General features: G+C 63.6%; 19 protein-coding genes and 1 pseudogene. 11 read left to right on the forward strand and 9 right to left on the reverse strand.

Annotated elements, in window-relative coordinates; translation table 11 throughout:
* Positions 1–46 precede the first annotated feature (46 nt).
* Both X757_RS150800 and X757_RS150795 read left to right on the forward strand, forming a co-directional pair.
* On the forward strand, positions 47–1225 hold the full coding sequence (locus X757_RS150800; RefSeq protein WP_023726345.1) for an MFS transporter: 1179 nt from the start codon (positions 47–49) through the stop codon (positions 1223–1225).
* Between the two features lie 60 nt (positions 1226–1285).
* Positions 1286–1705, forward strand: a complete 420-nt coding sequence (locus X757_RS150795; protein WP_023726346.1) for an N-acetyltransferase — start codon at positions 1286–1288, stop codon at positions 1703–1705.
* Here X757_RS150795 and X757_RS01000000164820 read toward each other — a convergent pair.
* Positions 1702–2893 (reverse strand): annotated as a pseudogene (locus X757_RS01000000164820) (anhydro-N-acetylmuramic acid kinase). The gene X757_RS150795 and the pseudogene X757_RS01000000164820 overlap by 4 nt on opposite strands.
* Positions 2894–3106: 213 nt before the next feature.
* Here X757_RS01000000164820 and X757_RS150790 point away from each other — a divergent pair.
* The 5 genes from X757_RS150790 (at position 3107) to X757_RS150770 (ending at position 7870) form a co-directional block, all read left to right on the forward strand.
* On the forward strand, positions 3107–3790 hold the full coding sequence (locus X757_RS150790; protein WP_023668581.1) for an SDR family NAD(P)-dependent oxidoreductase: 684 nt from the start codon (positions 3107–3109) through the stop codon (positions 3788–3790).
* A gap of 172 nt (positions 3791–3962) precedes the next feature.
* The gene (locus tag X757_RS150785) at positions 3963–4817 is read left to right on the forward strand and encodes a MetQ/NlpA family lipoprotein (protein WP_023668580.1); all 855 of its coding nucleotides are present in this window, start codon (positions 3963–3965) and stop codon (positions 4815–4817) included.
* Positions 4818–4900: 83 nt separating this feature from the next.
* Positions 4901–5989, forward strand: a complete 1089-nt coding sequence (locus tag X757_RS150780; RefSeq protein WP_023704825.1) for a methionine ABC transporter ATP-binding protein — start codon at positions 4901–4903, stop codon at positions 5987–5989.
* The gene (locus X757_RS150775; protein ID WP_023668578.1) at positions 5970–6626 is read left to right on the forward strand and encodes a methionine ABC transporter permease; all 657 of its coding nucleotides are present in this window, start codon (positions 5970–5972) and stop codon (positions 6624–6626) included. The genes X757_RS150780 and X757_RS150775 overlap by 20 nt, the downstream gene beginning before the upstream one ends.
* A 137-nt stretch (positions 6627–6763) precedes the next feature.
* Positions 6764–7870 (forward strand): isopenicillin N synthase family oxygenase, encoded by a 1107-nt coding sequence (locus X757_RS150770; RefSeq protein ID WP_023726348.1) that lies wholly within the window; start codon positions 6764–6766, stop codon positions 7868–7870.
* Between the two features lie 160 nt (positions 7871–8030).
* Here X757_RS150770 and fba read toward each other — a convergent pair whose 3' ends face one another.
* From fba to mtnK, 3 genes are all read right to left on the reverse strand, one after another.
* Positions 8031–9095, reverse strand: a complete 1065-nt coding sequence (gene fba, locus X757_RS150765) for a class II fructose-bisphosphate aldolase (protein ID WP_023729260.1) — start codon at positions 9093–9095, stop codon at positions 8031–8033.
* 315 nt (positions 9096–9410) lie between these two features.
* A complete protein-coding gene (gene mtnA / locus X757_RS150760) occupies positions 9411–10505 on the reverse strand; it encodes an S-methyl-5-thioribose-1-phosphate isomerase (RefSeq protein ID WP_023668575.1) in 1095 nt (364 codons plus the stop codon).
* Complete coding sequence (gene mtnK, locus X757_RS150755; RefSeq protein WP_023668574.1) at positions 10502–11770, reverse strand: S-methyl-5-thioribose kinase; 1269 nt, start codon at positions 11768–11770, stop codon at positions 10502–10504. The genes mtnA and mtnK overlap by 4 nt, the downstream gene beginning before the upstream one ends.
* A gap of 137 nt (positions 11771–11907) precedes the next feature.
* Here mtnK and X757_RS150750 point away from each other — a divergent pair, with 137 nt between their 5' ends.
* The 4 genes from X757_RS150750 (at position 11908) to X757_RS150735 (ending at position 16578) form a co-directional block, all read left to right on the forward strand.
* Positions 11908–13419 carry a sugar ABC transporter ATP-binding protein gene (locus X757_RS150750; protein ID WP_023701522.1) on the forward strand — a complete coding sequence of 504 codons (1512 nt, stop codon included), beginning with the start codon at positions 11908–11910 and terminating at the stop codon, positions 13417–13419.
* Positions 13420–13493: 74 nt separating this feature from the next.
* Complete coding sequence (locus X757_RS150745; RefSeq protein WP_023668572.1) at positions 13494–14489, forward strand: ABC transporter permease; 996 nt, start codon at positions 13494–13496, stop codon at positions 14487–14489.
* 46 nt (positions 14490–14535) lie between these two features.
* A complete protein-coding gene (locus tag X757_RS150740) occupies positions 14536–15588 on the forward strand; it encodes a substrate-binding domain-containing protein (protein ID WP_023692173.1) in 1053 nt (350 codons plus the stop codon).
* Positions 15589–15750: 162 nt separating this feature from the next.
* Positions 15751–16578 carry a toll/interleukin-1 receptor domain-containing protein gene (locus tag X757_RS150735; RefSeq protein WP_023726351.1) on the forward strand — a complete coding sequence of 276 codons (828 nt, stop codon included), beginning with the start codon at positions 15751–15753 and terminating at the stop codon, positions 16576–16578.
* A 55-nt stretch (positions 16579–16633) separates the two neighbouring features.
* Here X757_RS150735 and X757_RS150730 read toward each other — a convergent pair whose 3' ends face one another.
* From X757_RS150730 to X757_RS150710, 5 genes are all read right to left on the reverse strand, one after another.
* The gene (locus tag X757_RS150730; RefSeq protein ID WP_023726352.1) at positions 16634–16894 is read right to left on the reverse strand and encodes a type II toxin-antitoxin system ParD family antitoxin; all 261 of its coding nucleotides are present in this window, start codon (positions 16892–16894) and stop codon (positions 16634–16636) included.
* A gap of 76 nt (positions 16895–16970) precedes the next feature.
* Positions 16971–18038 (reverse strand): D-alanine--D-alanine ligase family protein, encoded by a 1068-nt coding sequence (locus X757_RS150725; protein WP_023726353.1) that lies wholly within the window; start codon positions 18036–18038, stop codon positions 16971–16973.
* A 258-nt stretch (positions 18039–18296) separates the two neighbouring features.
* Entirely contained in the window at positions 18297–18569 is a 273-nt protein-coding gene (locus X757_RS150720; protein WP_031251310.1) for a type II toxin-antitoxin system mRNA interferase toxin, RelE/StbE family, read from the reverse strand.
* Between the two features lie 2 nt (positions 18570–18571).
* Positions 18572–18829 (reverse strand): type II toxin-antitoxin system RelB/DinJ family antitoxin, encoded by a 258-nt coding sequence (locus tag X757_RS150715; RefSeq protein ID WP_031251311.1) that lies wholly within the window; start codon positions 18827–18829, stop codon positions 18572–18574.
* 56 nt (positions 18830–18885) lie between these two features.
* Positions 18886–20940 (reverse strand): bifunctional aldolase/short-chain dehydrogenase, encoded by a 2055-nt coding sequence (locus X757_RS150710; RefSeq protein WP_023726356.1) that lies wholly within the window; start codon positions 20938–20940, stop codon positions 18886–18888.
* Between the last annotated feature and the right edge of the window lie 6 nt (positions 20941–20946).

A 20946-nucleotide genomic window follows, 5' to 3' on the forward strand; every position in this document is an offset into this window, starting at 1 on the left:
CGAAATTCCTTGTTGTCGCGGAATTCAGTTCGGCCATTATGACCCGATGACGAACGCGCATCAAGCTGCAACGCTCCATCAGCCGATCCCGGCGCTGGCCTATCTCCTGACCGGCTGCATCGCCGTCATCGGCTCGAACTCGCTGGTCCTGGGTCCAATTGCTCCGGCAGTCGCCGCATCCTTCGGCACCAGCGTGCCGGCGGTGATGGCCGCGTCGGCCGCCTTCGGCCTCGGCACTTCGGCCAGCGCGTTGTTCCTCGCCCGCTATATCGACGGCGTCGGCGCCCGCCGCATGCTGCAGGGCGCGCTGCTTCTTCTGGCCGTCGGGCTTCTCGCCAGCGCGCTGGCGCCGACGGTGATCATGCTGGTCGCGGCCCAGGCCGTCGCCGGCATCGCCGCCGGCGTCGCCATGCCGGCCATCTATGCCAGTGCAGCGGCAATTGCGCCGCCCGGCCGCGAAAGCGGCACGATCGGCGTCGTGCTGACCGGCTGGACGGTCTCCATGGTGGCCGGCGTGTCGCTGTCGGCCGTGCTTGCCGATCTCGTGCACTGGCGCGCCGTCTTCGCCGCCGTCGCGGTGCTTTCCGCCATTGCGCTTGCTGCCTTGTCGATGACCTCGCTCAGCGACGTCAGGAAGAGCGGCCCGGCACCGTCGCCGTTCGTTGCGCTGGCCATTCCGGGGATCGTGCCGCTGCTCATCGCCTGCACCGCCTTCATGACCGCTTTTTACGGCGTCTACGGCTATCTCGGCGATCATCTGCACCAGGATCTGGGCGAGCCCGTCAGCGCCAATGCGCTGGCCGCGCTCGCCTATGGCGCCGGCTTCGGCGCCGCGGCCTTCCTCGACGGCGTCATCGACCGCATCGGCGCGCGGCGCGTCATGCCCTTCGCCTATCTGCTGGTCGCCGTCGTCTATGTCGCCATCGCGCTCGCAAGCAGCAATTTTGTGCTGATCCTGGCTATGATCGCCATATGGGGCCTTGCCAATCATTTCGGCCTGAACGTGCTGGTGATGCGCCTTACCGCGCTCGATCCGTCGCGCCGTGGCACCATCATGGGCCTGAACAGTTCGGTCACCTACCTCGCCGTCTTCATCGGCACCACCAGCTTCGGGCCGCTTTATTCATCGTTCGGCTTTGCCATCTGCGCGATCGTCGCCGCCGTGCTGATGCTGGTTGCGGCAGCAGCGGGGTCATGGCGGTCGCCTCCGCCCATCAAGCCGTAAAGCTTGCGTCCTCATCCCGTCCTTCGCTAGAGCTTGGCTTGCCATGCGAGCCCCGCCCGGATGAAGACGACGCTTGAAACCACTGCCGACCCCTCGTCAGACGACCTCGCCTTCCTGGCCGAGCGGCTGACGGCGTTCAATGACGGCGATGTCGGCCCCTCCGGCCGCAAGCCGATCGCGGTCTTCGTTCGTGACGAGCACGGCGCTGTCGTCGCTGGCATTTCGGGATACACCGCCTGGGGCTGGCTCTATGTGCAATGGCTGTGGGTCGACGAACGCCTGCGCGGCCAGCATATGGCCGGCGACATGCTGGACGCTGCCGAGCGCGAAGCAGTCGCCCGGGGCTGCCAGAACGCCTGGATCGACACGTTCAATCCGACAGCGGCCAAAGTCTATGAGCGGCAAGGCTACCGGCGCTTCGGCGAACTGCCTGACTTTCCCACCGGCCGCAGCCGCATCTTCCTGCAGAAGAAGCTCTAACCTGCCAGCCGCCCGCCTTGCATCGGCTGCGGCACGCCGGTGGTGCTGGGAAAGCTGATCGGCAGGCCGCGCAGCACGCGCACGGCAAGGAAGGCAAAGCATTCGGCCTCCACCGCATCGCCTTTCCAGCCCAGTGTCTCGGCCTGCACCACCTCGACGTTGGCGCGCCTCGCCAGCATCGCCATCATCGTCGGGTTGCGGCGGCCGCCGCCACTGACCGCCAGGCGCTTCGGCCGGCGCGGCAACAAATCGAGCGCCTTGCCGACGGCCGAGACGGTGAAGGCCGTCAGCGTCGCCGCCCCATCCTCTGCGCTGAGGCCGTCGGCCATGGCGGCGCCGAAGTCGAAACGGTCGAGCGATTTCGGATAGGGCTTGGTCAGATACGGATGCTGAAGCAATTTGGCCAGCCGCACTTCATCGACGGTGCCGGCCGCGCCCAGTGCGCCGTCGCGGTCCATCTCGCCGAGTCCGTTTGCCTTGATGAAATCGTTGAGCGGCGCGTTGGCCGGGCCGGTGTCGAAGGCGACGATGTTGTCCTTGCCGTCCCACCAGGTGACGTTGCCGACACCGCCGAGATTGAGCACCGCCGTGTCGCCGCTGGCGTCGGCTTCCCTCAAAAGCGCCGCGTGATAGGCGGCTGCCAGCGGTGCGCCCTGGCCGCCGGCGCGCACATCGGCCGAGCGGAAATCATAGGCGACCTTGGCGCCCAGGATCGAATGCATCAGCTCGCCGTCGCCAAGCTGGCGCGTGGCGCCGAGGCGTCCGGGTTGCGGGGCGCGATGCAGTACGGTCTGGCCGTGGAAACCGACCACGCCGATATCGCCCATGGTTAGGCCGTAGCTTTCGACAAGGTCCTTCACCGCCGCCGACTGCGCCCGCGTCAGCGCCTCCTCGGCTTCGGNTGGTTAGGCCGTAGCTTTCGACAAGGTCCTTCACCGCCGCCGACTGCGCCCGCGTCAGCGCCTCCTCGGCTTCGGCAAAGATCGCCGGCTCCGGCCCGTCGAAATTCCACACCCGGGCCTGACGCAGCGTCTCCTCCAGCAAGGCACGGATCGCTGCGGGGTAGGGGGCCAGCGTATAGGTGCCGAAATCGGCGATCCGCTCGCCATCGGTCTTGATCAGCGCCACGTCGATATTGCCGTCAAGCACGGTGCCGGTCATCAGGCCGACGGCCCAGATTGGTTCCACGGTCGACTCCCTTGCGACACCGTTTGCGATTCCAACGCAATCACCTGTCGGACGGATTGTCTCGCCAGGCAAGACCCTGGCCGCGGTCGATTGCTCCGAACCTGCCGGCAGAGTTTTTCACCGAACAGCGAAAATCGAGCAACGCCGTTCTTGCGTCTCGCCGCTCAAGACGCCAGCTATGAGACGAACACGTCATCGCCAAGGAGAAACGACATGGCATCCGAAGTCGCAGTGATCGCCGGCGCGGGTGCGGGCCTGAGCGCCTCTTTGGCACGCCTTCTCACCACGGAAGGCTATCGTGTGGTGCTGGCCGCCCGCAACACGGCCAAGCTCGCGGCGCTGGTCGGGGAAACCGGCGCGCTGGCCGTCGAAACCGACGTCGCCGATCCGGCCTCCGTCGCCGGCCTGTTTGACGCCGCCGACAAGCAAGGCCCGCTGGCCCTTGCCGTCTTCAATGCCAGCGGCCGCACGCGCGGCCCGATCGCCGAGGTCGATCCCGATGCGGTCAAACAAGCCTTGCTTGTCGGCGCCTATGGCGGCTTCCTGGTCGGCCAGCAAGCGGCGCGGCGGCTGCTTGCGCGCGGCTCCGGTTCGATTCTTTTCACCGGCGCCTCCGCCAGCATCAAGGGCTTTCCCAACTCCGCCGGCTTTGCCATGCCGAAATTCGGCCTGCGCGGTCTGGCTCAGTCGATGGCGCGCGAACTCTTCCCGAAGAACATCCATGTCGCCCATTTCATTATCGACGGCCAGATCGAGCCGGTCGGGACGAAACCCGAGCGACCGGACAGCCAGCTGTCGCCCGATGCGATCGCGCAGACCTATCTCGCGACCCATCGCCAGCATCGCAGCGCCTGGAGCTTCGAGGTCGAGCTGCGGCCCTTTGTCGAGACATTCTGACCGGTCCGGCGTGACCGTTCTCGCAATTGCGAAATCTTTGAGAGAATATTCCCGGCTTCGTGTTTGAGAAGAAATGCGGTTCTTTGATCCGGCAAGCAGCATTGCCGATGATGTCGTCAAGGCTTGGTATTCCACCTCGCCGCAATGACTTCAGGATTACGAGGGATCGACAATGTCCGAACGCGGAAACGCTTCCAGCTCTCTTCTTTTTTCAGCCATCAGCCGGCGAGCTGCCCTTGCGGCACTTTTTGCCTCGGCCGTCACGCTTGCCGGTCTGGCTCAGCCGACGCCGTCCTTCGCCGAGGACAAGAAGTCTATCAAGGTCGGCATCATCAGCGGCGAGGATGAGGATGTCTGGCGCGTCGTCGTCGCCCAGGCCGCCGAAAAAGGCCTGACCGTCGAGACCGTGGTGTTCAACGACTACACCCAGCCCAACGAGGCGCTCGAGCGCGGCGAGATCGACGCCAACGCCTTCCAGCACCAGCCCTATCTCGACAACCAGATCAAGACCCAAGGGTACCACATCGTGCGCGTCGGCTACACCGGCGTCTGGCCGATCGGCCTCTACTCCAAGAAATACACCAAGGTTGCCGACCTGCCCGAAGGCGCCGTCATCGGCCTGCCCAACGACCCCTCGAATGAGGGTCGCGCGTTGCGCGTTCTGCAGAACGAAGGCGTGATCAAGCTGAAGGACGGCACCGGCATCCTGGCGACCACCGCCGACATTGCCGAGAACCCTAAGAAGGTCGTCATCAAGGAACTGGACGCCGGCATTGTCGGGCGTTCGGTCGAGGATCTCGATGCGGCCGTCGTCAACACCGACTGGGCGCTGAAGAGCGGTCTCGGCCCGGATAACCGCATCGCCCAGGAGCCGGTGGCCGACAACCCCTACCGCAACTTCATCGCCGTGAAATCCGGCAACGAGAACGAGGCGTGGGTGAAGACGCTGGTCGCGTCCTACCAGAACGAGGCGGTCAAGGCCGAGTTCGACAAGGTCTACAAGGGCACCGGGATCAGCGCCTATTGATTGGCGCCTGGTTGTCAGGAGCAGGCGGCCCGCTGTTGAGCGGGCCGCTGTCGCATTTGTCGAGCGTTGAAACGGACAGTGAGATGAACCAGCACGTCACGGCCGAGGCATCCGGTCCGGTCAATATATCGGCCGGGCAAGAAGATGTCGTACGCCTCGTCGACCTCAAGCGCCGCTTTGGCGCGACGCCTGCGCTCGACGGCGTCTCGCTGACGGTGAAGAAGGGCGAGATCCTCGGCATCATCGGCCGCAGCGGCGCCGGCAAGTCGACGCTGATCCGCTGCCTCAACGGGCTGGAGCGGCCGGACTCCGGCGACGTCTTCATCGAGGGCCGCGAGATCGGCCGGCTCGGCGAGCGTGAATTGCAGCCGTTGCGGCGTCGCATCGGCATGATCTTCCAGCACTTCAATCTGCTGTCGGCCAAGACCGTGGAGGACAATGTCGCGCTGCCGCTGAAGATCGAGGGCCGCCCAAAGGCCGAACGGCTGGCGCGCGCCGCCGAATTGCTCCACCTCGTCGGCCTGTCGGAGAAGGCGAAGGCCTATCCGTCCTCGCTGTCGGGCGGCCAGAAGCAGCGCGTCGGCATCGCCAGGGCGCTGGCCGCGCGGCCAGCGCTGCTGCTGTCCGACGAGGCGACCTCAGCGCTCGATCCGGAGACGACGCGCTCCATCCTGGCCTTGCTGAAAGACATCAACCGGCAGCTCGGCCTGACCATCCTGCTCATCACCCACGAGATGGAGGTGATCCGCTCGATCGCCGACCGCGTCGCGGTGATCGATGCCGGGCGCATCGTCGAGCAAGGCCCGGTGTGGTCGGTCTTTGCCGAGCCGCGTTCCGAAATCACCAGGAGCCTGCTCGGCGGCATCCGCCCGCAACTGCCGGCCGAGATTGCCGGCCGGCTTGCTCCCGGAGGCGGCGCCGAGCTCATCCTCAGGGTCGACGTCGCCGGTGAGGCCGCGCGCGGTCCGCTGCTGTCCGATCTTGCGGTGGCGGTGCCGGGGCCTTTCCGCCTCGTCCATGGTGGCATCGACCATGTCCAACAGCAGCCGGTCGGCACGCTGTTCCTTGCGGTCGCGGGCAACGATCCGAAACATCTGTCGAAAGTAATCGCATTCCTGAAGGCCCGCGACGCGCGGGTGGAGGTGCTTGGCCATGTCGCCGGTTCTGTTTGAACTTCTGCTGCGTTCGATCTGGGAGACGGTCCTGATGACGGCGGCATCGGGCCTCATCTCGCTCGTCTTCGGGCTGCCGCTCGGCCTGGCATTGATTGCCACCGAGCGCGGCGGCATTGCCGAAAGCCTGTGGGTGAACCGCGCGCTCGGCGCCGTCATCAACGGCTTCCGCTCGGTGCCTTTCATCATCCTTCTGGTGGCGCTGATCCCGGTGACGCGGCTGATCGTCGGCACCTCGATCGGCACCTGGGCGGCGATCGTGCCGTTGTCGATTGCGGCGACGCCCTACTATGCCCGCATCGCCGAAGTGTCGCTGCGCGAGGTCGATCGCGGCCTGATCGAGGCGGCACGCGCCATGGGCGGCAATCGCTGGACGATCATCCGCGAGGTGCTGGTGCCCGAAGCTTTGCCCGGCATCGTTGCTGGTTTCACGGTGACGCTGGTAACGCTGATCGGCGCCTCGGCCATGGCCGGCGCCATCGGTGCCGGCGGGCTTGGCGACCTCGCCATCCGCTACGGCTACCAGCGTTTTGAGACCAGCGTCATGGTCGCCGTGGTCATTGTGCTGATCATCCTCGTTTGCGGCATCCAGTGGGTCGGCGACCGGCTGGTCGCCAGGCTGGACCGGCGCGGATAAGCGGCCACGAACGTTATTTGCCGGCAGGCTGCCAAACGCAGCGCCGGCTTTCTCCATCGGCGCCGAGATTGGATTGCGCGTTGCTTTGATCGGACCGGCCTGCGTGCCACCGTGACAGCGGAACAAGGAGCTTGACCATGCCCAGGATCGTACCCGTGCTTGATCTCGGCCGCCTCGAACAGGGCGCTTCGGAACGGCGAACGTTTCTCTTCGACCTGCGCACGGCCGCGCGCGATGTCGGCTTCTTCTATTTGACCGGCCACGGCATATCGGCTGCGGATACCGCAGAAGTGCTCGACGCCTCGCGCCGGTTCTTTGCCTTGCCGGAAGCCGACAAACTGGCGATCGAAATGGTGAAGTCCTCGCAGTTCCGCGGCTACACGCGCGCCGGCGGCGAGCTGACCAAAGGCAAGGCCGACTGGCGCGAACAGCTCGACATCGGCGTCGAACGCCCGGCCATCGAACAAGGCCCCGGCGTGCCCGCCTGGACGCGGCTGCAAGGGCCGAACCAGTGGCCGGGGGCACTGCCCGAGCTGAAGCCGGCTCTGCTGGCATGGCAGACCAAGGCGACAGCGGTAGCGATCCGGCTGCTCAGGGCCTTCGCTTTGTCGCTCGACCAGACCGAGGATGCCTTCGATCCGATCTACCGGGCCGAGCCCAACCACCGCATGAAGATCGTGCGCTACCCCGGTCGCGACGCCACCGGCGATGACCAGGGCGTCGGCGCGCACAAGGATGGCGGTTTCCTGACGCTTCTGCTGCAGGACGAGAGCAAGGGCCTGCAGGTCGAATATGACGGTGCCTGGGTCGACGTCGATCCGCTGCCCGACACGCTGGTGGTCAACATCGGCGAACTGCTCGAACTGGCGTCGAACGGCTATCTCCGGGCGACAGTCCACCGTGTGGTGACACCGCCAGCCGGCGTCGAGCGCGTCTCGGTCCCGTTCTTCTTCAGCGCCCGGCTCGACGCCACGATTCCGCTGCTCGACCTGCCCGAGAATCTGGCGGCCGAGGCGCGCGGGCCGGCCAGCGACCCCGACAACCCGCTGTTTCGCAATGTCGGCACCAATGTGCTGAAGAGCCGCCTGCGCTCGCATCCCGACGTGGCGCGCCGGCACTATGCCGATCTTCTGGAAACCGACGCCTCACCGGCTGAAATCTTTCAAAACGAGAACGAAATTTCCGAATCTCGCGTTGTTTTAGAAAGCCGTTCGTCGCCATCTGCCGCGAATACGCGCATATAGGAATTATCGTTCGGCGGTTTCCTCCCATTCCACCGAGCGGTGTTCCCCTCTGAAGGTTCTTGACCTTCTTTTGGCCGGGCCGCTTTCGCGCCCGGCCTTTTTTATGTCAAGAGCTCTTCTTTCTTCCCCACAAGGGGAGAAGGAAGAGGCGCCAGGTACTTCACCCAAACTTCGGATCAAGGCTGCCCGACTTGTACCGCTTGGCCATCTCGGCTACCGGCAGCGGCTTGATCTTCTGGGCATTGCCGGCGGTGCCGAACTGCTCGAAGCGCTCCTTGCACAGCTTGCGCATCGCCGCCATCGCCGGCGTCAGATATTTGCGCGGATCGAACTCGCTCGGGTTTTCGGTCAGCACCTTGCGGATGGCGCCGGTCAGCGCCATGCGGTTGTCGGTGTCGATGTTGATCTTGCGCACGCCGTGCTTGATGCCGCGCTGGATCTCTTCCACCGGCACGCCCCAGGTCGGCTTCATCTGGCCGCCATATTTGTTGATGATCTCCTGCAGGTCCTCGGGCACCGAGGACGAGCCGTGCATGACCAGATGCATGTTGGGCAGGCGGCGGTGGATTTCCTCGATGACATTCATCGCCAGCACCGCGCCGTCCGGCTTGCGCGAGAATTTGTAGGCGCCGTGGCTGGTGCCCATGGCGACAGCCAGCGCATCGACATGGGTGTCCTTGACGAATTCGACCGCCTGCACTGGGTCGGTCAAGAGCTGGTCGTGGCTGATGGCGCCTTCGACGCCGTGGCCGTCTTCCTGCTCGCCGCCGCCGCTCTCAAGCGAACCGAGCACACCGATCTCGCCTTCCACCGACACGCCGCCCCAATGCGCCATGTCGACGACGCGCCGGGTGATTCCGGAATTGTAGGCATAGTCGGCCGGCGTCTTGCCGTCCTCTTTCAGCGAGCCGTCCATCATCACCGAGGTGAAGCCGTACTGGATGGCGGTGACGCAGGTGGCTTCGTTGTTGCCATGGTCGAGATGCATGCAGACCGGGATGTCGGGGTGGATTTCGACCAGCGCGTCGATCAGCTTGGCCAGCACCACATCATTGGCGTAGGCGCGGGCGCCGCGGCTTGCCTGCAGGATGACCGGCGACTTGGTCTCCTCGGCCGCCTCCATGATGGCGAGGCCCTGTTCCATATTGTTCATGTTGAAAGCGGGTACGCCGTAGCCGTACTCGGCGGCGTGATCGAGCAATTGTCTCAGTGTTATGCGAGCCACCCAATAGTCTCCCGTATCTGGTTTCAAGCGCAACGTCGCGGGCCGGCCGGTTGCCGGCCAGATGCTTCTGGCCGGATTTCGCCAGAACCGCAACCGTCAGCGGCCATCGAGGCCGCAATTCTTGTTGCATGGCCGAAATTCGGTAGCCAGCCGGTGAGGCGCTAATCTCCCCCCATGAGGGGGAGATGGCCGGCAGGCCAGAGGGGGGCGGTTCGACTGGAGCGCTAGCATCATCTGTCGGTGCTGGGAGGTCGCGTCAGGACGCGCCGACCCCCTCTGTCGCCTTTGGCGACATCTCCCCCTCAAGGGGGGAGATTATCCGCGTTCGGGGAACATCGCCTTCAACCCTTCGCGCGAAGCCTTGGCCACACCGCGCTCGGTGATCAGCCCCGTCACGAGCCGTGCCGGCGTCACATCGAACGCCGGATTGGCCGCCGGCGTCGCTTCGGGCGAAACCCGCACCTGCGCAATCTTGCCGTCCGCCGTCTTGCCCCAGACCAGCGACACCTCGTCACCGGAGCGTTCCTCGATCGGGATTTCGGTCAGGCCATCACCCACCGTCCAGTCGATGGTCGGCGAGGGCAGAGCGACGTAGAAGGGCACCTCATTATCGGAGGCGGCGAGCGCCTTGAGATAGGTGCCGATCTTGTTGCAGACGTCGCCATTGGCCGTGGTGCGGTCGGTGCCCACGATCACCATGTCGACCGCGCCACGCTGCATCAGATGGCCGCCGGCATTGTCGACGATCAGCGTGTGCGGCACGCCGTGGCCGGCCATCTCCCAGGCGGTCAGCTGGGCGCCCTGGTTGCGCGGGCGCGTCTCGTCGACATAGACATGGACCGGAATGCCGGCCTCGACGGCGAGATAGATCGGCGACGTGGCGGTGCCGTAATCGACCGTCGCCAGCCAACCGGCGTTGCAGTGGGTGAGGATGTTGACCGGCTCGCCCGGCTTCTTGCGTGCCGCGATCTCCTTGATGATGGCAAGCCCGTTCTCGCCGATGGCGCGATTGAGATCGACATCCTCGTCGGCGATTTCGGCAGCGCGCTTATAGGCCGCCTCCGCGCGCTGTCCCAATACGATCGGCCTGAGGAACCGCCGCATCTCGTCCAGCGCCCAGCGTAGATTGATCGCAGTCGGCCGCGTCTTGTGCAGCGTCTCCCAGACCGCGTCGAGCGCTTCGTCAGACGGATCGTCCGCCATCTGGATGGCGACGCCGTAGGCCGCGGTGACGCCGATCAGCGGCGCGCCACGAACCCACATGTCGCGGATCGCGGTGGCGATGCCGGCAACGCTCCCGATCGTCTCGACCCGGAACTCGTGCGGCAGCCAGCGCTGGTCGATGATCTCGACCGAACGCTGGTCGTCGCTCAGCCAGATGGTGCGGTAGTGGCGCTCGCCGACGTTCAAATCCTGCTCTCCCGTTCGATCAAAGCGGCCAGATTATTAACCTCGTCCATGCCGTGAATCTGGCGCCGGTTGACGGCGATGTGACGGCCGAATTTCAGCGCCTTGGCCTCGCAGGAGGCTCGCAGATCCTCGTCCTCGATGGTCTCGAAATCGGCATTGTGGGCGAGGCCGAGGATGCGCCGGTGCACCTCGATGCCGGCAAAGCCCAAGAGGTCGGTCCAGATCTGGTGCAGCACATGGTCGAGCGCCTGCTCCGAGGCGAGAATGTCGCCCTGATCCTCGAACAGGCTCTTCTGGTAAAGCATGCCGGTGCGCTCGGTGCGCCATAGATGCGAGAACTCGGCGCGGAACACCGTCCAGGTGTCGTTGGTCACCCCGAGCAGATAGGCACGCATGGCGTCACGCTTGCCCTTCTGTTCATGGCCGCGCTGCGAGAAGTAGGACATCCAGAAATTGGCGAGCAGCATGCCGACGTCGAAGGCCATCGGACCGTAGAAGGCGAATTCCGGATCGATCATCCGCGTCTCGGTGTCGGTGACCATGATCGAGCCCGAATGCAGGTCGCCATGCAGCAGCGTCTCGGCATTGGCGGCGAAGATATGCTTCAGCCGCTGCGCTTCGACCTTGAGGTCGCGGTCGGCACGCAGTTCGGCAACCAGGCCGTCCAGTTGCGGCGACGTATGCCGGTTCAGCTTGGCATCGAAATATGGGTCGGAAAACACCAGGTCTTCGGTGATGCCGCAGAGCTCGACATTGTCGGCAAACAGCGCCAGGTCGGCCTTGCGGTCCTTGGTGGGCATGGAGAGATCAGAGCCGCGGAACAAAGTGCGGGCCATGAACAGGCCGATGTCGCGGGCGATATTTGGCAACTCGCGGCCGTCGATCAGGGCACGGCGCAGGATGATGTGCGGCGGCGCCAGATATTCCATGATGATCAGCGCCTGGGCTTCGTCGAAATGGAGGATCGCCGGCACCGAACCCGGCGCGCGCGCCTCTTGCCGCGTCAGCGCGTGATATTCGAAGAAGGAACGTTTCAAGGGCAGCGGCCAGCTGTCGCCGACGAGGCGAACATAGGGCAGGGCTTGCTTGACGACCGCCGCACCCGAGCCGCCTTCGACGATGAAGACGAGGTTCAGATTGCCGTCGCCGACCTCGCGCACCTTCCAAGGGCCCTTGCCGATTTTGGCGCACAGCGCTTCGTTCGTACCGAGGCGCGTTGCAAGCGTCTCCACCGACAGTGCTTCAAACGGCAATTTCGCAGTCATTCCTCACCCTCCCGCTTGCTCGCTCCAATCATAGTGGAGCGATGGCGGTGAGGCCAAGCTAGGAAGCTGACTGGCAATTGTCAATCGAGTTGACAATTGATGACGTAGCCCATAGCGTCATCTTCAGGGAGGAACGAATGGGCAATGATGCCGTGTTCCGCGTGGACGGGCTGAGGAAATCCTTCGGCCATATCGAGGTGCTTGGCGGCGTCTCGCTCGAACTGCATGCCGGTGAGATCACCGTGCTGATGGGCGCCAACGGCGCCGGCAAGTCCACCCTCGTCAAGATCATCAGCGGCGTCTACGACCATGACGGCGGCATCATGCACCTCGCTGGCGGCAACTTTGTGCCGAACACGCCGGCAGAGGCGATCCGCGCCGGTGTCGTTACCGTGCACCAAAACATCAATGACGGCGTCGTCGCCGATCTCGATGTCGCCACCAATCTGACGCTCGACCGGCTGAGCGGCAAGGGCGCGCCGCTGCTGTTCAACCCCGGCCGGGTGCGCCGCGAAGCCAAAGCGGTGGCCGACCGCATGGGGCTCGCCATTGACCTCAAGGCCCGCATCAGCGACCTGTCGCTGGCCGATCGCCAGATGGTGGCCATCGCGCGCGCCATGGCGCACCAGCCGAAAGTGCTGATCCTCGACGAGCCGACCTCGTCGCTGTCCAGCGCCGAGGCCGACCGGCTGTTTGCGCTGCTCGACCGCTTGCGCGAGCAGGGCGTCGCCATCCTCTACATCTCGCATCGCATGTCGGATATCAGGCGGCTGGCCGACCGCATCGTCTCGATGCGCGATGGCGTCATCTCAGGCGTCTTCGACAGCAAGCCTCTCGACTATGAGGGCGCCGTTAACGCCATGCTCGGCCGCAAGATCCATCTTGACCGCATCGAAGCCAGGAGTTCTGCCGAGCCGATCCTGACCGTCGATGCCTTCCGCATCGCCCCTGGTGCCCGGCCATTCTCGCTGACTCTCGGCGACGGCGAGGTCGTTGCCATTACCGGCCTCGTCGGCGTCGGCAAGACCGCGCTCGCCGAGACGCTGTTCGGCTTGCGCAAACCGCTGTCCGGCACGATGACTTTATATGGCAAGCCCTATGCGCCCGCGTCGACCGGCGAAGCCATCGCCGCCGGCGTGTTTCTGGTCGCCAAGGACCGTGGCGAAAACGGCATCGTCGGCGGCTTCAACATCCAGGAAAACATCAGCCTGCCCTTCCACAAGCGCATGTCGCGCTTTTCAGTTCTCAAACGCGGCCTTGAACGCACTATTGCCCGCCGGCAGATCGAGGATCTCGGCATCGTCTGCCGCTCGGAGAAGGACGAGATGACCACTCTGTCGGGCGGCAACCAGCAGAAGGTGATGGTGGCCCGCTGGATGGCGCAGGACGCCCGATTGTTCATTCTCGACGAACCGTTCCAAGGCGTCGATATCTCCGCCAGGCGCGACATCGCCGCCAAGCTGAGGGCCAGCGCCAATGGCCGCGCCACGCTGCTGTTCGTCACCGAACTCGACGAGGCACTGGAGACGGCCGATCGCATATTGGTGATGTCCGAGCAGACCATCGTCGGCGAACACCGCAACGCCGATGTCGATCTCGACCGTCTGCTGGCCGAAGTCGCGGGCGGGCCGTTGCACAGTGCGGCCTGAGCCACGATGATTGAAGAACTGAGGGTTGGAATGGAGTGCACGGGTTTGAGTTGGGTATTGACGGCGGGCGCTGAATGACGCTGCGCGATTACGCTATCCGCTACGGGTTCATCGTGCTTCTGTTCGGGCTGATCGCGTATTTCGCCATCGCCGCCGACGGGTTCGTCTCGCCGCAAAGTGCCGTCTTCATTTTCCAGTCGGTCGCCATCACCGGCGTGCTGGCGCTGGGCGTCACCGCCACACTGGTTGTCGGCGGCTTCGATCTCTCGATCGGCTCGGTCGCCACATCGGCCATGATGGCGGCTGCCTATGTCATGGTGGTGCTGGAGCAGAACGTTGTCGTCGCTGTCCTCATCTGCCTGCTCATCGGCGCCCTTGTCGGCCTCATCAATGGCTGGCTGATCGTCTATATGCGCGTGCCCGATCTGCTGGCGACGCTCGGCATGATGTTCCTGCTCGTCGGCTTGCAGCGCATCCCGACTGAAGGACGCTCCATCGCCACCGGTATGACAATGCCGGACGGCTCGGTCGCCAACGGCAAATTCTCCGACGCCTTCCTGGCGCTCGGCCGCCACCGCTTCGACTTCTTCATCCCGAACCTCATTCCGGTCTCGGTGGTCGTGCTGATCGTGCTCGCCGTGCTGATCTGGTTCTTCCTCGAATACACACGCTTCGGCCGCATGATGTATGCCGTGGGCAGCAATGAACGGGCCGCCGAACTCGCCGGCGCGCCTGTCAAGGCATACAAGATCTGGGCCTACGTCATTTCAGGAGTTTTTGCCTCGATCGGCGGGATTTTGCTGGCCGCACGGCTTGGACGCGGTGACATCGCGTCGGGTAATAATCTGCTGCTCGATGCGGTTGCCGCGGCGCTGATCGGCTACGCGGTGCTCGGCGCCGCCAAGCCGAACGCCTTCGGCACCGCCATCGGCGCGCTGTTCGTCGGCATCCTGCTGCAAGGCCTGACGATGATGAACGCGCCTTACTACACGCAGGATTTCGTCAAGGGCGTGGTTCTCGTCGTCGCCCTTGTCTTTACCTTCGCCCTTTCCGGCCGGGGCAGGAGATAGAATGGCTGCCGGGACAGTTTTGGGTTCAACAAACGGAGGAAAGAACGTGAACATCACAAGACGACTTTTGGGGAAGGTCGCGCTCGGATTGGCCGGCGCAACAATGCTGATGCAGGTCCCGGCCTTTGCCGCCGACAAGCCGGCGCCGTTCGACAAGCCCGGCGTCAAGATCGCGCTGGTGCGCTATCTCTCGACCGGCGATTTCTTCCAGGCCTATCTCTCGGGCGTCGAGTCCCAGTCCAAGGCGCTCGGCATCGATCTGCGCGTGCTCGACAGCCGCCAGGACGCCGCCCTTCAATCCGACATGGTCGACCAGGCCATCGCACTCGGCGTGCAGGGCATCATCATCCAGCACGGCCTGACGGAATCGATGAAGGACGCCGCCCAGCGCGCGGTCGATGCCGGCATCAAGGTCGTCGCCTTCGACGTCAATGTCGAAAACCCCAAGATCCCGCAGATCGAACAGTCCGACAAGGACCTTGCGCGCCTGGCGCTCGAGCAGGCGGTCAAGGACAATGGCGAGAGCTGGAACGCCGGCTATGTCTATGTCGCTGGCATCGCGCCGCTCGACCGCCGCAACGAGACCTGGGTCGACGTGAAGAAGAAACATGCCGGCATCAAGGAAGTCGCGATGTTCGGCACGCTCGACAACCCGATCGCCAACTCGGTCGCCAACCAGGCGCGCTCGGTGCTGCAGGCGCATCCCGACATCAATGTGATGTTCGCGCCCTATGACGAGTTCGCCAAGGGTGTGAAGATCGCCGTCGACGAGGCGGGGCTGAACAAGAAGATCAAGATCTACTCCGCCGACATCTCTACCTCGGACATCGCGGCCATGCGCGAGACCGACAGCGCCTGGGCCGCCACCGCCGCCACCAACCCTGCCGTCGTCGGCCAGGTCTCGGTGCGCGCGCTGGCGCAGTTGCTCGCCGGTGAAGATCCCGGCCACAACGTCATCGTGCCGCCGACGCTGATCACCCAGAAGGACCTGATCGACAAGGACATCAAGAACATGGAGGACCTGTCGGCCAAGCTGCCGCAATTCGCCCATGCCGATGTCGCCATGCCGGCCTGGATGCCGAACCCGAACGCGAAGTAATTCCCCGCCGAAGAGCGGGCTAACCTCTAAACTAAATACGAGACCGCCTGCAGCAGCTTGTTGCAGGCGGTTTTTTTGTCGAAGATGTCTCCGTGCATGGAAGGTCGTTTGCGGGGAGAGCTAGTATCGCTGTTCCTTCTTCCGCACAGAGCGGGAGGGGAAATGCCGTCATATCATTCCAACATCAATCATCTACAGAATGAACTTGCCCGTTTTCAGAAGGAAGATGCAGCCCTTCTGTCGAAGGAAGCGGCCGCATTAAAGAAAGTTCACAGCGCGAGGGAAGCTATCGGTCGCACGAAGACAGTCTCAACTATCACATCCAAACTGAAGGAGATTGAGCGAGGGTCAAACGATCTCGCATCCATAGGCAAGAAGCGAGCTGAACTATCCGGAAAGATCGCATCGAAGACGAAGGATTTGAACAGCTACATCACAAAGCAGGCCACTGAGGATGAGCGATCCCGAAAGAAAGTAGCTGATGAGCAGAAACGGCTACTGCTCCAACAGGAAAACAAGGTAAGGCAAATCAGTGAGCAGATGCGCCGAATTGCGAACACACCTGCAGCCTCGCTTAGCGCAGACCGAAAATTTGATTTCTTTATTTCTCACGCCAGCGAAGATAAGGACGCCTTTGTCCGCGCGTTAGCATCGGATCTGTCCGCGCTTGGGGCTGAAGTCTTCTACGATGAAGCTACGCTTAAAATTGGCGATAGTTTGAGACGAAACATAGATGCAGGGCTCCGAAATTCCCGTTTCGGGATTGTTGTTCTCTCAAGTGCATTCTTTAGCAAAGAATGGCCAGCCCGGGAGCTTGATGGTCTCACTGCGCTCGAGGTGGGAGGCCAGACCCGGATTCTGCCGATCTGGCATAAAGTCTCCAAGGATGAAGTTGCTCGGTACAGTCCGATACTTGCAGACAAAGTCGCCTTCAACACGTCGCTAAAAACGGTGAAGGAGATCGCCGAAGAACTCTACAACTTATTATAGCCAATTTATTCCAGGGAGGATTTGGATCGGACAGCCGCGCGGTGTGAGCCGATAGCTAGCCACGGGCGCGGCGTTCTGTCTTCAGGCTGCGAATGAACTCGGCGGGGTCGACATCCACCGGCTTGCCGCTGGCCATGCCGTCGGCATAGGCCCGCTTCAAGTGCTCGAGTTCGAGTGTGCGCAATTCCTCGCGCTGCTCCCACAGGCGCAGGGCGTCGCGGACAATCTCGCTGTTGGACGCATAACCGCCACCTTCGATGGCGCTCTGCAGGCGCGCCGCCTGCTGCGGGGTAAGGGATATGGTCAACGTGCGCATGGGTTCGTTTTTCATCCCCACACTATAATGCATCCAACAAGCTCTAACAATATTTGTTAGGAATATGACCTCTGCATCACGACCGTCCGGCACGCGCCAGCCCATACGCCACCAGCCGGTCGATGACTTCGGCATAGCTGACGCCGCTTGCCGCCATCGCCTTGGCGTACATGCTGATGTCGGTGAAGCCCGGGATGGTGTTGAGCTCGTTGATCACGAATGTCATGTCCGGCATCAGGAAAAAGTCGACACGCGCCATCGCATCGCAACCGACGGCCCTGAACGCCCTTGCGGCCACGTCGCGCATGGCGGCCTCGACCTCCGGCGGCAGCTCGGCCGGCACCACCAACGCCGCGCCATCCTCGTCGATGTATTTGGCATTGTAGTTGTAGAAGCCGTGGCTATCCGCCGGCACGATCTCGCCCGGCCGCGAGACGAAGAGTTCGCCTGCCGGGCTTTCCAGCACACTGAATTCGATCTCGCGACCGCGAATGAATTCCTCGGCCAGCAGCTTGCGATCATGCTGGAAAGCCTCTGCCAGCGCCCGCTCGAATTCCTGGCTGCCATTGACCTTTGCCACTCCGACCGACGAGCCCTGTCGCGCCGGCTTGATGAACAGCGGCAGGCCAAGCTGGTCTTCCAGAACGGTCAGCGAAGGTACTGCACCCTCCTCGATCGTCACAGAGCGCGCGACAGGCACGCCTGCCGCTTTCAGCAACCGCCTAGCGACGTCCTTGTCGAGCGCGGCGGCGGAACCGAGGATGCCGCAGCCGGCGAGCGGCACGCGCGCCACCTCGGCCAGCCCTTGCACCGCCCCGTCCTCGCCATGCAGGCCGTGCAACACTGGGAACAGCATATCGAGATCAGGCAGGTCGTGAGGCGCGTCCTTGCTGGGGATCGCCAGCATCCGCCCATGTCCACCGGGCACTAGGCAAAGCTGCGTGCCGTCGCATGGTGTCGCCAGTGCGCCGTCCTTGAATTGGCTTAGCAGCCACTGTCCTTCGCGGGTGACGAAGATGGGAACGGCGTCGTATTTCGCTGGATCCAGAGCGGCCATGACGTTGGTCGCTGAGAGCAGCGAAACCTCATGTTCGGCGGAGCGCCCGCCGAAGAGCACGCCGATACGAAGTCTTTTCGCGGCCATCGACAACTCCACCAAGGATCGGGGTTGGAGCTCGCATGCGAAACACGAGACGCCCCTTGGTCGAGCAATAGACAAAGGATTGGAGTGGGATTTTGACCGGTTCGAGCAGTTTTTCTGCACGACGTGCGAAAGCGGTTTTCGTCTGGAACCGCTCCGACGTTGCCGCCGTCGAATGTCGTCACATCGACGGTGGCGCGCTCGGCCAGCGCCTAGTGCAAGAAGGCTTGTGCCACATCGTCGGGCGGCTTTTCCGTAAGTTCACTCGTTGAACAGGTCGGAATGCGAACCGGTACGGGCAAGCTGCAATTCGTCGCCGACAACGCGGTATATCAACAGCCAGTCCGGTTCGATATGGGCATCCCGAAAGCCTTTCCAGTCGCCTTTCAGAGGATGGTCCTTATACGCCGCCGGCAGTTCGTTCCCGGCGATAAGCAGGCTTAACAGATCGCGCAATTTCCCAAGGTTCTTGCCGCGCTTCTCCATGCGCTTCACGTCCCGGCGAAATTGCCCGGAGCGAACAACATCCGGCATGCCTAGAGACCCAAATCCCCAAACAATTCGTCAGCGGACGCGAAGCGCTTGCCTTTGCCCTTCTCCAACTCTGCCATGGCCTTTCGCGTGGTTGCGTTAGGCACTTTCACGGGAAAGGGAAATTCCTTGTCAGCGGCCACGCGTACCAGAAGCAGGCGAATGGCATCGGACACGGACAAACCCATCGCCGCCAATGCCTCAGTCGCCTGATCTTTTGTCGCGGCATCTATCCGAGCGCGAACTACTGAATCAGTAGCCATATCCTGCCTCCTTCTATGGAGCCACAATGTAGCTACAATATCCAGCTTCTGCAAGCTCAACGCAGCGCCGCCGCGATATTGCCGCCGTCGACCGTGGTGACATCGGCGGTGGTGCGCTCGGCCAATGCTTGGTGCAGGAAGGCCTGCGCCACGTCTTCTGCCGTCACCTCCTGTCCGAGCAGATTGCCCGACATGTATTCCTTCTCCGACACGCCGCGCGCGCCGGAACGGCTGGCGATCATGGCGTCGGTCAACAGGCCGGAGCGGATGCGGTCGGCGTTGACCGCATTGGAGCGGATGCCGTGCGCGCCGTAGTCGAGCGCATATTGCCGGGACAGGAATAGCGTCGCCGCCTTCGGCACACCATAGGCGCCGAATTTCGGACCCGGGTTGACCGCCTGCTTGGAGGTGTTGAACAACAACACACCGCCGGTGCCCTGTTCCAGCATGATGCGCACCGCGTTCTGCGCCGCCGACTGGTGGGCGAAGAAGTTGAGCTCGAAACTCTTGCGCAGCAGGGCATCGTCGAGCTCGCCGATGCGGCCTTCCCAGGCGGCACCGGCGTTGGAGACCAGAATGTCGACGCCGCCATAGACAGCGACAGCTTTGTCGAAGGCGGCGCGCAGCTCGGCCGGGTTGGTGATGTCGGCGCCGACGCCGATCGAATTGTTGCCGGCTGCCTTTGCCGCCTCGGCCGCCCTGGCCGCATCGAGATCGACGACGACGGCATGCGCGCCATTGGCGGCGAACAGTTTTGCCGTCGCAGCACCGATCGCGCCGGCGCCGCCAGTGATCAGCACCACCTGGCCGGTCAGCGGCTTCGGCTTGTTGGAGGCGAGCTTGGCCTGCTCGAGCGACCAGTACTCCAGCGGGAAGAGATCGGCCTTCGATAGAGGATGGAAACTGCCGACGGCCTCGGCGCCGCGCACCGCCTCGATCCACATCTCGCCGACATCAGATGCGATCTTCGCATCCTTCAGCGTGCGGCCATGGCCGAACATGCCGAGGCCCGGCACCAGCGTCAGCCGTGGCATCGGGTCGAGCATGGTGCGCTCGACGTCGTCCAGCGCGTCATTGGTTTCGAAATAGGCGCGGTAGTCGTTGGCGAAGGCGTCGACATGGCTCTTGATGACGGCCTTGTAGTCGCCGGCCTTGTCGGCGTCTGGCGCCGGAACCGCCATCGGTCCGGTCTTGATGCGGATCGACAGATCGGGCGTCGACACGCCGCGTCCGGCATAGTCTGCAATGCCGGCCGAGTTGATGAAATCGACGATGGCGTCCGAAGTGCGGAAATCGCTGATCATGCGGTCGAAGCGGCCTTCGCCACGCGCCACGGCGACCGCGCCACGCAGCATCGGCGCGATCGCTGCCGGCGTTGCGAGCTTGGCCGGCAGTGCGGCTTTCGCTGTCTTCGGCTTGCCGTTCTTCGCCACATAGTCTTCGGCCACGTTCACATAATGGATCATGCGGTCATAGGCCTGCTTCGCATCGTCGCCGAAGGTGAAGATGCCATGCTTGTCGAGGATCAGGCCTTCGACGCTGGGGTCGGCGTCGTAGACATCGGCGGCCACCTTGGCGAGGTCGAAGCCCGGCTTGATGTAGGGCACGTACCCCATCTTGTCGCCGAACACGGTCTTGATCAGCGGCTTGCTGTCCGGCTGGTCGACGATGGCGAGGATCGCGGTCGAATGCGTGTGGTCGACGAATTTATGCGGCAGGAAGGCGTGCAGCAGCGTCTCGACCGATGGATTGGGGGAGGCGGGGTCGATGAGGTTCGCCCGCTGCAGCGCCACCATGTCCTCGTCGGCGAGGCTGGCCAGCGCACGCGCCTTCAGCAGCGCGCCGAGCTTGACCGCCGGCAGGCCTTGCGGCTCGATCACACCCATGTCCCAGCCGCTGCCCTTGACGCACAGCACGTCCCATTCGTCGCCGACGAGGTCTATGGCCTTGGTCTTGCAGGAAGTGTTGCCGCCGCCATGCAGCACCAGCCGCGGCTCGCCGCCGAGCAGCCGGGTGGTGTAGACGCGCAACGCGAGGTCGCGGGCCACGCCCTTTTTCGCATAATCGCCCACCAGTCTTTCCGCGTCGTCGTCATTCCAAAGGTTCTTCATGTCGCT

This window comes from Mesorhizobium sp. LSHC412B00 (assembly GCF_000503035.1).
Taxonomy (GTDB): Bacteria; Pseudomonadota; Alphaproteobacteria; order Rhizobiales; family Rhizobiaceae; genus Mesorhizobium.

What these genes read in the sequence shown, in the direction of transcription:
- X757_RS150725 (WP_023726353.1), bottom strand. Translation starts at nt 18,038, where the DNA reads ATGGCCGCGAAAAGACTTCGTATCGGCGTGCTCTTCGGCGGGCGCTCC.
- X757_RS150785 (WP_023668580.1), top strand. Translation starts at nt 3,963, where the DNA reads ATGTCCGAACGCGGAAACGCTTCCAGCTCTCTTCTTTTTTCAGCCATC.
- X757_RS150780 (WP_023704825.1), top strand. Translation starts at nt 4,901, where the DNA reads ATGAACCAGCACGTCACGGCCGAGGCATCCGGTCCGGTCAATATATCG.
- X757_RS150715 (WP_031251311.1), bottom strand. Translation starts at nt 18,829, where the DNA reads ATGGCTACTGATTCAGTAGTTCGCGCTCGGATAGATGCCGCGACAAAA.
- X757_RS150720 (WP_031251310.1), bottom strand. Translation starts at nt 18,569, where the DNA reads ATGCCGGATGTTGTTCGCTCCGGGCAATTTCGCCGGGACGTGAAGCGC.
- X757_RS150770 (WP_023726348.1), top strand. Translation starts at nt 6,764, where the DNA reads ATGCCCAGGATCGTACCCGTGCTTGATCTCGGCCGCCTCGAACAGGGC.
- X757_RS150745 (WP_023668572.1), top strand. Translation starts at nt 13,494, where the DNA reads ATGACGCTGCGCGATTACGCTATCCGCTACGGGTTCATCGTGCTTCTG.
- X757_RS150775 (WP_023668578.1), top strand. Translation starts at nt 5,970, where the DNA reads ATGTCGCCGGTTCTGTTTGAACTTCTGCTGCGTTCGATCTGGGAGACG.
- X757_RS150735 (WP_023726351.1), top strand. Translation starts at nt 15,751, where the DNA reads ATGCCGTCATATCATTCCAACATCAATCATCTACAGAATGAACTTGCC.
- X757_RS150800 (WP_023726345.1), top strand. Translation starts at nt 47, where the DNA reads ATGACGAACGCGCATCAAGCTGCAACGCTCCATCAGCCGATCCCGGCG.
- X757_RS150790 (WP_023668581.1), top strand. Translation starts at nt 3,107, where the DNA reads ATGGCATCCGAAGTCGCAGTGATCGCCGGCGCGGGTGCGGGCCTGAGC.
- X757_RS150730 (WP_023726352.1), bottom strand. Translation starts at nt 16,894, where the DNA reads ATGCGCACGTTGACCATATCCCTTACCCCGCAGCAGGCGGCGCGCCTG.
- X757_RS150795 (WP_023726346.1), top strand. Translation starts at nt 1,286, where the DNA reads ATGAAGACGACGCTTGAAACCACTGCCGACCCCTCGTCAGACGACCTC.
- X757_RS150750 (WP_023701522.1), top strand. Translation starts at nt 11,908, where the DNA reads ATGGGCAATGATGCCGTGTTCCGCGTGGACGGGCTGAGGAAATCCTTC.
- mtnK (WP_023668574.1), bottom strand. Translation starts at nt 11,770, where the DNA reads ATGACTGCGAAATTGCCGTTTGAAGCACTGTCGGTGGAGACGCTTGCA.
- X757_RS150710 (WP_023726356.1), bottom strand. Translation starts at nt 20,940, where the DNA reads ATGAAGAACCTTTGGAATGACGACGACGCGGAAAGACTGGTGGGCGAT.